The 10,211-nt window shown below is 66.9% G+C and carries 7 protein-coding genes; 3 read left to right on the top strand and 4 right to left on the bottom strand.

Annotated features, from left to right (window positions below; genetic code table 11):
- Positions 1-222: 222 nt before the first annotated feature.
- Positions 223-1,242, bottom strand: coding sequence for a TRAP transporter substrate-binding protein (locus ACTCB7_RS10100; RefSeq protein ID WP_463006572.1), 1,020 nt, complete (start codon positions 1,240-1,242; stop codon positions 223-225).
- Positions 1,243-1,736: 494 nt separating this feature from the next.
- Between ACTCB7_RS10100 and ACTCB7_RS10095 the strand changes: the two genes are divergently transcribed.
- Positions 1,737-3,482: an IlvD/Edd family dehydratase gene (locus ACTCB7_RS10095; protein WP_463006571.1), complete on the top strand. Its 1,746-nt coding sequence runs from the start codon at positions 1,737-1,739 to the stop codon at positions 3,480-3,482.
- A 279-nt stretch (positions 3,483-3,761) separates the two neighbouring features.
- Here ACTCB7_RS10095 and ACTCB7_RS10090 read toward each other — a convergent pair whose 3' ends face one another.
- The gene (locus ACTCB7_RS10090) at positions 3,762-5,036 is read right to left on the bottom strand and encodes an O-acetylhomoserine aminocarboxypropyltransferase/cysteine synthase family protein (protein WP_463006570.1); all 1,275 of its coding nucleotides are present in this window, start codon (positions 5,034-5,036) and stop codon (positions 3,762-3,764) included.
- A 236-nt stretch (positions 5,037-5,272) separates the two neighbouring features.
- Here ACTCB7_RS10090 and ACTCB7_RS10085 point away from each other — a divergent pair, with 236 nt between their 5' ends.
- Positions 5,273-7,072, top strand: coding sequence for an IlvD/Edd family dehydratase (locus tag ACTCB7_RS10085; protein ID WP_463006569.1), 1,800 nt, complete (start codon positions 5,273-5,275; stop codon positions 7,070-7,072).
- Between the two features lie 292 nt (positions 7,073-7,364).
- Here ACTCB7_RS10085 and ACTCB7_RS10080 read toward each other — a convergent pair whose 3' ends face one another.
- Together ACTCB7_RS10080 and argE are read right to left on the bottom strand one after the other, a co-directional pair.
- A complete protein-coding gene (locus ACTCB7_RS10080) occupies positions 7,365-8,126 on the bottom strand; it encodes a FadR/GntR family transcriptional regulator (protein WP_163648535.1) in 762 nt (253 codons plus the stop codon).
- Between the two features lie 110 nt (positions 8,127-8,236).
- Positions 8,237-9,394 (bottom strand): acetylornithine deacetylase, encoded by a 1,158-nt coding sequence (argE, locus tag ACTCB7_RS10075; protein WP_463006568.1) that lies wholly within the window; start codon positions 9,392-9,394, stop codon positions 8,237-8,239.
- 141 nt (positions 9,395-9,535) lie between these two features.
- Here argE and wrbA point away from each other — a divergent pair, with 141 nt between their 5' ends.
- The gene (wrbA, locus tag ACTCB7_RS10070; protein ID WP_463006567.1) at positions 9,536-10,147 is read left to right on the top strand and encodes an NAD(P)H:quinone oxidoreductase; all 612 of its coding nucleotides are present in this window, start codon (positions 9,536-9,538) and stop codon (positions 10,145-10,147) included.
- Positions 10,148-10,211 lie beyond the last annotated feature (64 nt).

Below are 10,211 nucleotides of genomic sequence, written 5' to 3'. Positions count from 1 at the left end.
TGGCGACGAAGACCAGCCAGGCGGCACCGCGGGCGCACCACAGCACGCCGCGGTCGAAGGCGCTGCGCGCCTCGTCCGGCGCCGACTCGGGCTCGGCGGGCGGTACCTCGCCGGTGTCGGCCGGCGCGGTATCGTGTTCCTTGTGAAGCTTGCGGGACATGGTTCCTCCAGGCGGCGCCGAAGCGCCGCCGTGGTTAGAAGGAAGAGAAGAATGACGCCGCGTTACAGCAGGTCGCGTGACTTGAGGAAGCCGGTAACGGAGTCGTAGTACTTCTGCGTCATGTCATTCTTGACGGACCATTCCTTCCATTCCTTCTGTGCGGCCTGACGGAACTTCTTGCGCTCCTCGGGCGACAGGTCGATGGGGTGCACGTCGGGATCCTTCTTGAGTTTCTGCAGGGTCTCGAGGTCCTGCTCCTTGAGCTGGGCGATCAGGTCATAGGCCATGTCGTCGAAGGCCGTTTCCAGCGTGGTCTGCAGGTCCTTGGGCAGGCCGTCCCAGATATCCTTGTTGATCGACACGGCGATCATCGGCATGGAGTGGAAGCCCGGATACATCGGGTAGTGGGCGAACTCGTGGATGCCCTGGGCGTCGTTGTTGGACAGCACCGTGGAGTCGGCGGCGTCGATCACGCCCTTCTCGAGCGCGGTGTAGACCTCGGAGCCCGGCAGGTTGACCGGCGAAGCACCGACGCGTTCGAAGATGTTGTAGACCATGCCCTGGGGGGCACGAATCTTCAGGCCCTTGAAGTCCTCGACCTTCTTGATCGGCACCGTCGAGGGGATCGACTCGAGCGGGAAGGTCGCCGCCGAGATCAGGTGGGTGCCGTAGGGCTCGGCGAGCTCGTTGTAGAGCTCTTCACCACCCCCGTGCTTCATGTACTCGAGGAAGTCGTAGGGGTTACTCCAGGCGCCCACCAGATTGCCCATCATGCCGAACGCCGGATTCTGCCCGGAGAAGTAGCTGGGGTCGGTCATGTGGCCCTGCAGGATGCCGGAGGAAACGGCCTGCAGCGTCTCGGTGGGCCCGACGATGGAGTTGATCGGCATGACCTCGATATGCACCTTGCCGTCGGTCATGGTCTCGATCTTGTCGGCCCACTTCTGCTTGATCTTGAAGCTCGGTTCGCCCGCGGTTTCCGAGGCCTGGAACTTCCAGTCGTATTCGGCGGCCTGGGCGGTGGTGATACCGAGCAGCAGCAGCGAGCCGGTAGCGGCGATGGCCTGTTTCATTGTGAACATCATGGTCTCCATGTGGCGCTTGTTGTTGTGACAGCGAGCATTGGATAGCCCCTTTCGGAGCGGAAGGCGGGCATCGGGCCCGCCCCGGGGTCGTGCCTCGGGGGCACGGCGACCCTCACGATCGTGGTGCCCACGAGGCACCACGGCGCGAGATACGGTCGGCCGGGGCGATTTCGGGTAACGGGAAATGGGTCACGTTTCGCCACCGGCATCTCAACAGATAGTCTAAATGTTTAACATATGGCTTTTATGTTCAACATGAACTTTCGTATGGTGTGTCTTGGCGCCGGCTCGAAAAGGGTCTGCGCGACCCGGTTCGCAGGCACGCCTATCGCGTGCCTTCGCCGCGACCGGCCGGGGCACCGTCGATATCGGAACGGGTATCGATACGGGGGAGCGTGATATTTCACGGTGGCTGGCGAGTCGAGCCTCGCCGGCCCCATTGACAGTCTTCAGGCGGCGGTTGCCGCCGTCGTCCGAATGGGAGTCTTCGCATGACCGACAACAAGCGCCCGCTGCGCAGTGCCGCCTGGTTCGGCACCGCCGACAAGAACGGCTTCATGTACCGCAGCTGGATGAAGAACCAGGGCATTCCCGACCACGAGTTCCGTGGCAAGCCGATCATCGGCATCTGCAACACCTTCTCGGAACTCACGCCCTGCAACGCCCACTTCCGCAAGCTCGCCGAGCACGTCAAGCAGGGTGTGCTCGAGGCCGGCGGCTACCCGCTGGAGTTCCCGGTGTTCTCCAACGGCGAGTCCAACCTGCGGCCCACCGCGATGTTCACCCGCAACCTGGCGAGCATGGACGTCGAGGAGGCGATCCGCGGCAACCCGCTCGATGCCGTGGTGCTGCTGGTGGGCTGCGACAAGACCACCCCGGCGCTGCTGATGGGCGCGGCGAGCTGCGACATCCCGACGATCGTGGTCACCGGCGGGCCGATGTTGAACGGCAAGCACGAGGGCCGCGACATCGGCTCGGGCACCGTGGTCTGGCAGCTCTCCGAGCAGGTCAAGGCGGGGCAGATCTCGATGCACGACTTCATGGCCGCCGAGGCCGGCATGTCACGCTCCGCCGGTACCTGCAACACCATGGGCACCGCCTCGACCATGGCCTGCATGGCCGAGTCGCTGGGCGTGTCACTGCCGCACAACGCCGCCATTCCCGCGGTCGACTCGCGGCGCTACGTGCTTGCGCATCTTTCCGGCAATCGCATCGTCGACATGGTCGACGAGGACCTCACGCTGTCGAAGGTGCTGACGCGCGAGGCCTTCGAGAACGCCATCCGTACCAACGCCGCGATCGGCGGCTCGACCAACGCGGTGATCCACCTCAAGGCCATCGCCGGACGCATCGGCGTGGATCTGGCGCTGGATGACTGGAACCGTATCGGCCGCGGCACGCCAACCATCGTCGATCTGCAGCCCTCGGGGCGCTTCCTGATGGAGGAGTTCTACTACGCCGGCGGGCTCCCCGCGGTGCTCCGCCGTCTCGGCGAGGCCGATCGCCTGCCGCACAAGGACGCCCTGACCGTCAACGGCCAGACGCTGTGGGACAACGTCAAGGACGCCCCACTGTACAACGACGCGGTGATCCGCCCGCTCGAGGATCCGCTGCGCGAGGACGGCGGGATGTGCATCCTGCGCGGCAACCTCGCCCCGCAGGGCGCCGTATTGAAGCCCTCGGCGGCCACGCCGGAGCTGATGACCCACCGCGGCCGGGCGGTGGTGTTCGAGGACTTCGACGACTACAAGGCGCGCATCAACGACCCGGACCTCGACGTCACCGCCGACGACATCCTGGTGATGAAGCACTGCGGGCCGCGCGGCTATCACGGCATGGCCGAGGTCGGCAACATGGGCCTGCCCGCCAAGCTGCTCGAGCAGGGCGTCACCGACATGGTGCGCATCTCGGATGCACGGATGAGCGGCACCGCCTACGGCACCGTGGTGCTGCACGTCGCTCCCGAGGCCGCCGCCGGCGGCCCGCTGGCGGCGGTCGAGAACGGCGACTGGATCGAACTCGACGCCTACGCCGGCACGTTGCACCTCGAGGTCGACGACGCCGAGCTCGAGCGCCGGCTGGCCGAGACGGACCCCACCCAGGCCTCGCGGACCATCGCCGCCAGCGGCGGCTACCGTCAGCTCTACATCGAGCACGTGCTGCAGGCCGACGAGGGCTGCGACTTCGACTTTCTGGTGGGCTGTCGGGGGGCCGAGGTGCCGCGCCACTCGCACTAGACTTTGTACGAAAACTGCCTGCGCTCGGCAATACGGCGTTAAAAATCGGCTCAAAATGCTCATTTACAACGCGTAAACTCCGCTTTTTCGCCGATTTTTGCCTTGTCTTGCCTTCGCTCGCCGACTTTTCGCACAAACCCTAAGGAGGAACAGTCATTGGCGGCGCGTCCGGGAAACGGAACCTCAACGCCGGCGTCGTGCCGGCGTTCTTTTGGGAAGGAGGTGGTCGAACCGGCGGCGTGAGCGTGGTGATGCCTCGCGACCGCGCGGTGACGGGCGTCAGGCCCGGGCGGCGGCCAGCGCCTGGTCCAGGTCGGCAATCAGGTCGTCGACATGCTCGATGCCGATCGACAGGCGCACCATGTCGGGCGTGACCCCGGCCGCGGCGAGTTCCTCGTCGTTGAGCTGGCGATGCGTCGTCGCCGCCGGAATCGCCGCACAGGTCTTGGCATCGCCGATGTTGACCAGGCGCAGCACCAGCTGCAGGGCGTCGTAGAAACGCGCGCTCGCCTCGCGGCCGCCCTGGATGCCGAAGCTCAGGATGCCGGAGGCGCGGCCGTCCATGTAGCGCTCGGCCAGGGCATGGTCCTTGTGGCTGTCGAGTCCGGCGTACTGCACCCAGGTGACCTGGGGGTGATCTTCCAGGTAGGTCGCGATCCGCTGGGTGTTGTCGCAGACGCGCTCGATGCGCAGCCCCAGGGTCTCCAGCCCCTGAAGCAGGTTCCAGGCGGCCTGGGCCGAGAGGGCGGCCCCCATGTTGCGCAGGGGCACCACGCGGGCCCGGGTGATGAAGGCGGCGTCGCCGACGTCACGGGTGTAGCTGATGCCATGGTAGGAGGCGTCGGGCTCGTTGAGCAGCGCAAAGCGCTGCGCCTGATCGGCCCAGGGGAACTTGCCGGAATCGACGATGACGCCGCCGACGGTGGTGCCGTGGCCGCCGATGTACTTGGTGGCGGAATGCACGACGATATCCGCGCCATGCTCGATGGGGCGCCACAGGAAGGGAGTCGCCACGGTGTTGTCGACGATCAGCGGGACACCCTGGCGGTGTGCCACGTCGGCCAACGCGGCGATGTCCACGATGCTGCCGGACGGGTTGCCGATGCTCTCGCAGAACACCGCCTTGGTGCGCTCGTCGATCATCGCCTCGATATCGGCGATGGCGTCCTTGTGGGCGAAACGCACCTCGATGCCCTGGCGGGGCAGGGTGTGGGCGAAGAGGTTGTAGGTTCCGCCGTACAGCTCGCTGATCGAGACGATGTTGTCGCCCGCCTCGGCGAGGGTCTGGATCGCATAGGTGATGGCCGCCATGCCCGAGGCGACCGCCAGTCCGGCGATGCCGCCCTCGAGGGCGGCGACGCGCTGTTCCAGCACGGCGCAGGTGGGGTTCATGATCCGCGAGTAGATGTTGCCTTCCACCTGCAGGTCGAACAGGTCGGCGGCATGCTGGGCGTTGTCGAAGGCGAAGGACGTGGTCTGGTGGATGGGCACGGCGACGGCATGCTGGTTGTCGGGGGCATAGCCGTGGTGGAGGGCGAGCGTTTCGGGCTTCATGGCGTGTCCTGTGCGGGCGGGTTGGTGGTTGTTGTCCCCGGGCATTATAGAGCCAGAGCCCCGGGGGGCCGAAAGGGCGTCCATTCCGAGTGCGTCCGGGAAGACAGACATGGGCTGGCTTTCATGTTGAACATATAGTCCGTTTGTTCAACATACGCAGCGATCCCGGTAGAGTACGCTGCCGAAGGGTGAGTTCCCTTTTCGACAACCGACCATCGAGGGAAACGCTTCAGACCATGAGCGATCACAAGATGACTTCCGACCAGCTCCGCTCGCGCTGGTGGTTCGACAATCCCGATCACCCGGGCACCACGGCGCTGTGCATCGAGCGCTACATGAACTACGGCCTCACGCTCGACGAGCTGAGAAGCGGCAAGCCGATCATCGGCATCGCCCAGTCGGGGTCCGACCTGACGCCCTGCAACCGCCATCACATCGAGCTGGTCAAGCGCGTCAAGGACGGCATTCGCGCCGCCGGCGGCGTGCCCTTCGAGTTTCCCCTGCATCCGATCCACGAGAACGTGCGCCGGCCGACCGCCGCGCTGGACCGCAACCTGGCCTACCTGGGGCTGGTCGAGGTGCTGCACGGCTACCCGCTCGACGGCGTGGTGCTGACCACCGGCTGCGACAAGACCACCCCGGCGTGCCTGATGGCCGCGGCGACCGTGAACATCCCGGCGATCGTGCTCTCCGGCGGGCCGATGCTCAACGGCTGGCGGGGCGGCGAGCGGGTGGGTTCCGGCACCATCATCTGGGAACTGCGCAAGCGCCTCGCCGCCGGCGACATCGGCTACGAGGAGTTCCTGAGCCGGGCCACCGACTCGGCGCCGTCGATCGGCCACTGCAACACCATGGGCACCGCGTCGACGATGAACTCGATGGCCGAGGCGCTGGGCATGAGCCTGCCGGGCTCGGCGATGATTCCCGCGCCCTACAAGGAGCGGGCGATGGTCGCCTATCAGACCGGCGAGCGCATCGTCGACATGGTCTGGGAGGACCTGCGGCCGCTCGACATCCTGACCCGCGAGGCCTTCGAGAACGCCATCGTGGTCTGCTCGGCGCTGGGCGGCTCCTCCAACGCGCCGATCCACGTCAATGCCATCGCCCGCCATGCCGGCATCGAGCTCGACAATGACGACTGGCAGCGCCTGGGCCATGCGGTCCCGCTGCTGGCCAATGTGATGCCGGCCGGGATCTATCTCTCCGAGGAGTTCCACCGGGCCGGCGGCGTGCCCGCGGTACTCAATGAGCTGCTCAGGGCCGGGCGTCTGCACGGCGACGTGATGACCGCCAACGGACGGACGCTGGCGGCCAACGTCGGCGGCAGCGAGACGCTCGATGACGACGTCATCCGCCGCTACGACAACCCGCTGGTCGCGCACGCCGGGTTCATCAACCTCAAGGGCAACCTGTTCGACTCGGCGCTGATGAAGACCAGCGTGATTGCCGACGACTTCCGCCGCCGCTTCCTGAGCCGGCCCGAGGACCCCGAGGCCTTCGAGGGGCGAGTGGTGGTGTTCGACGGCTCGGAGGACTACCACGCGCGCATCGACGATCCGGAACTCGCGATCGACGAGAACACCATCCTGGTGATGCGCGGCGCGGGACCGGTCGGCCACCCCGGCGGCGCCGAGGTGGTCAACATGCAGCCGCCGGAGGCGCTGATCCGCCGGGGCGTGGAGTCGCTGCCGTGTCTCGGCGACGGCCGCCAGTCGGGCACGTCCGGTTCGCCGTCGATCCTCAATGCCGCGCCGGAGGCGGCCGTCGGCGGGGGCCTGGCGCTGCTCGAGACCGGCGATCGCATCCGCATCGACCTGGCGCGCGGCGAGGCCAACCTGCTGGTCGATGATGGGGAAATCCAGGCGCGCCGCGAGGCGCTGGCCTCGCGCGGCGGCTACATCTACCCGCCGCATCAGACACCCTGGCAGGAGATCCAGCGCGGCATGGTCGAGCAGCTCGACCGCGGCATGACCCTGGAACCGGCGACCAAGTATCGCGACGTGGCGAGGCAGGCTCCGCCGCGCGACAACCATTGAGCGCTTCGAGATCCTTTTACACCCGATTGACGGGATGGGCTTCCCGGCGGCAAGGCCCGAAGTGTCGGACCATCGCGAGGGCGCTGGGCGCTACCCTTGCATCTGACCGCCATGGATGGCGGACATGCCGGAACCGGAGGGATCACTTTCCGGCCATGGCAAAGGACCCTCGCTTCGCCTTGTCCCCCGGCGCCCAACATTCCGAGAGTTTGGAAACGTGTTTAGGAGGAGAGTGCGGCCGGCAGGGTGGCTCGCCGGCCGCCGGGTATCGACGACCACGGTCGGGGAAGGCTCAGTCGAGCTCGATGCCGCGCCCCAGCGAGGTCTCGGGCGCGTCCAGGCCCAGCGCCTTGGCGGTGCCGGCGAGTACCCGCTGGGCGGCGCGGAAGGCCTCGCGGGGCTGGCGGGCGCGGATGCATTCCATCAGCTGGCGGTGGCGCTCCAGACTCTCGGCCGGGTCGTCGGTCTCGCTGACGTTGGACATCGACACCAGCAGGTAGATGGACGGCCGCAGGATGTGCGAGAGCTGCGACCAGACGATGTTGTGGGTGGCCTTGAAGATCGCCGCATGGAAGGCGACATCGTAGTCGCTGTGCAGCCGGCGCTCCTCGGGACTGGTGGCGTTGTGCAGGTTCTGCCCCATGCCTTCGTAGGCTTCCTCGAGCGCCACCAGGTCGCGCGCCGTGGCCCGCTTGGCGGCGGTCATGGCGACATAGGGCTCGACATCCAGCCGGAAGGTCAGGATCTCCCGCTGGACCTTGGGATTGGGCGCCGCGTAGCGGGTCATCCACTCGGTGACCTGGGGGTCGAGGATGTTCCAGTCGGCATAGTCGCGCACCTTGGAGCCATGCCCCGAGATGCGTTCGATGATACCGACATCCACCAGCTGGCGAAGATCGCTGCGCACCGCCGAGCGGTTGATGGCGAATTCCTCGCACAGGGCGAGTTCCTTGGGCACGAAATCGCCCGGCTGGTAATGGCCGGAGAAGATGGCCTCGGCCAGCGCCTCGGCGACGCTGGGCCGCGACGATGACTTGCGTTGTTGTTCCTTCACGTCGGTGTGTCCACAAATGTTTCATTCAACGCTGCCATATGTTCAACATTTGGGCAACGTGACCAACGGTGTAGTCGGGGTGGCGATGGCTGCTGGCCGGCGTGGCGGGCTCACGCGCCGGCAAGGTGATCGCCGAGCCGGCGCATGAAGGCCACCCCGGCATCCAGTTGCGCGGTTTCCAGATACTCGTCCGGCTGGTGGGCCTGGGCGATGCTGCCCGGCCCGCAGATCACCGTGGGCAGGCCGGCCTGCTGGAACTGGCCGGCCTCGGTGGCATAGGCGACGGCCTCCGTGTCGCGTTCGCCGAGCAGCGCCCGGCACAGCGAGAGCGCCGCGGCGTTGTCGCGGTCGGCCAGTCCCGGCACGGTGGCGGTGAGCGGCTCGGTACGGATGCTGACCTGCGGGGCGCGTTGGCGCAGCTCGCGCTCGAGCGACTCGGCATAGTCCTGGAAGCGCGAGTAGACCGCCTCGAAGCCGTCCTGGGGCAGATGGCGGATCTCCCAGTCGAACCGGCACTCGCGCGCCATGATGTTGATCGCCGTGCCGCCGGTAATCCTGCCCACATGCAGGCTGGAGTGGGCGACGTTGAAGGCCTCGTCGACCCGGCCGGCCTCGCGCAGCTCGGCCATGATGTCCTCGATCCGCGTCACCAGGCGGGCGGCCACATGGATCGCCGAGACCCCCTGATTGACCTGGCTGGAGTGGGCCTCGAGCCCGGTCACGGTGGTGCGCAGGTTGGTGATGCCCTTCTGGGCGACCACCGGGGCCATCAACGTGGGCTCGCCGACGATCACCGCGGCGGGGCGGGGCACGTCGGCCATGAGCCGCTCGATCAGGCGCGGTGCCCCCACGCAGCCCACCTCTTCGTCATAGGAGAAGGCCAGATAGATCGGCCGGGTGAGGCCCTGCTCCACCCAGCGCGGCACCTGGGCCAGCGCACAGGCAATGAAACCCTTCATGTCGCAGCTGCCGCGGCCGTAGAGGCGGCCATCGCCCTTGTCGGTGAGCGAGAACGGGTCGCTCGTCCACGGCTGGCCGTCCACCGGCACCACGTCGGTGTGACCCGACAGCACCACGCCGCCCTCGACCTCGGGGCCGATGCGCGCCAGCAGGTTGGCCTTCTTGCCATCGTCGCTCTCGATGCGCTGGCAGGGCACCCCGAAATCATCGAGATAGCCCTCGACGAAGCGGATCAGGTCGAGGTTGGAATCGCGAGATACCGTGGGATGGCCCACCAGGGTTTCGAGCAGCTGTTGCGCGGACTGCATGAGAGAACGGCTCCGAGCGTTGTTTGCCGCACAGCCTAGCATGCCGGCCGGCCCCACCGGCAGGGCTTTTGACGCCGAGCCGGGGCTGGACCATCTTGGGGTAGGTCGCCAACCCATGACTCGCTGCAACGGGAGATTCCCATGAGCCGCATTCTGATCGTCTACTACTCCAGCTATGGGCATGTCGAGACGCTGGCCAACGCGGTGGCCGAGGGCGCAAGAAGCGTCGGCGGTACCCGGGTCGACATTCGCCGGGTGTCCGAGCTGGTACCCGACGAGGTAGCGGAAAAGTCCGGCTACAAGCGCGACCAGTCAGCGCCGCTGATCGAGGATCCCAACGAGCTGGTCGACTACGACGCCATCATCATCGGCACGCCCACCCGCTACGGCAACATGACCTCGCAGATGCGCAACTTCTGGGACAAGACCGGCGGCATCTGGGGGCAGGGCAAGCTGGTCGGCAAGGTCGGCAGCGCCTTCACGTCCACGGCCAGCCAGCACGGTGGGCAGGAAACCACCCTGACCTCGATCCACACCATGCTCTTCCACCTGGGCATGGTGGTGGTCGGCGTACCGTACTCCTGCCAGGCGCTGACCGCGATGGGCGAGGTGACCGGGGGCACCCCCTATGGCGCCACCACCATTGTCGGCCCCGACGGCAGCCGCCAGCCCAGCGAGAATGAGCTGACCATCGCCCGCTTCCAGGGCGAACACGTCGCCGGCGTCGCGGCACGGCTGGCCTCCGGCACGTGACGGGCGGGCCGGGACCGTGAGCCCGGCCAATGGCGTATCGACGCCCGGCGACGGGGTCGGCAAG

It is taken from the genome of Modicisalibacter sp. (assembly GCF_055145905.1).
This window is presented reverse-complemented; position numbering and strand designations above follow the sequence as displayed.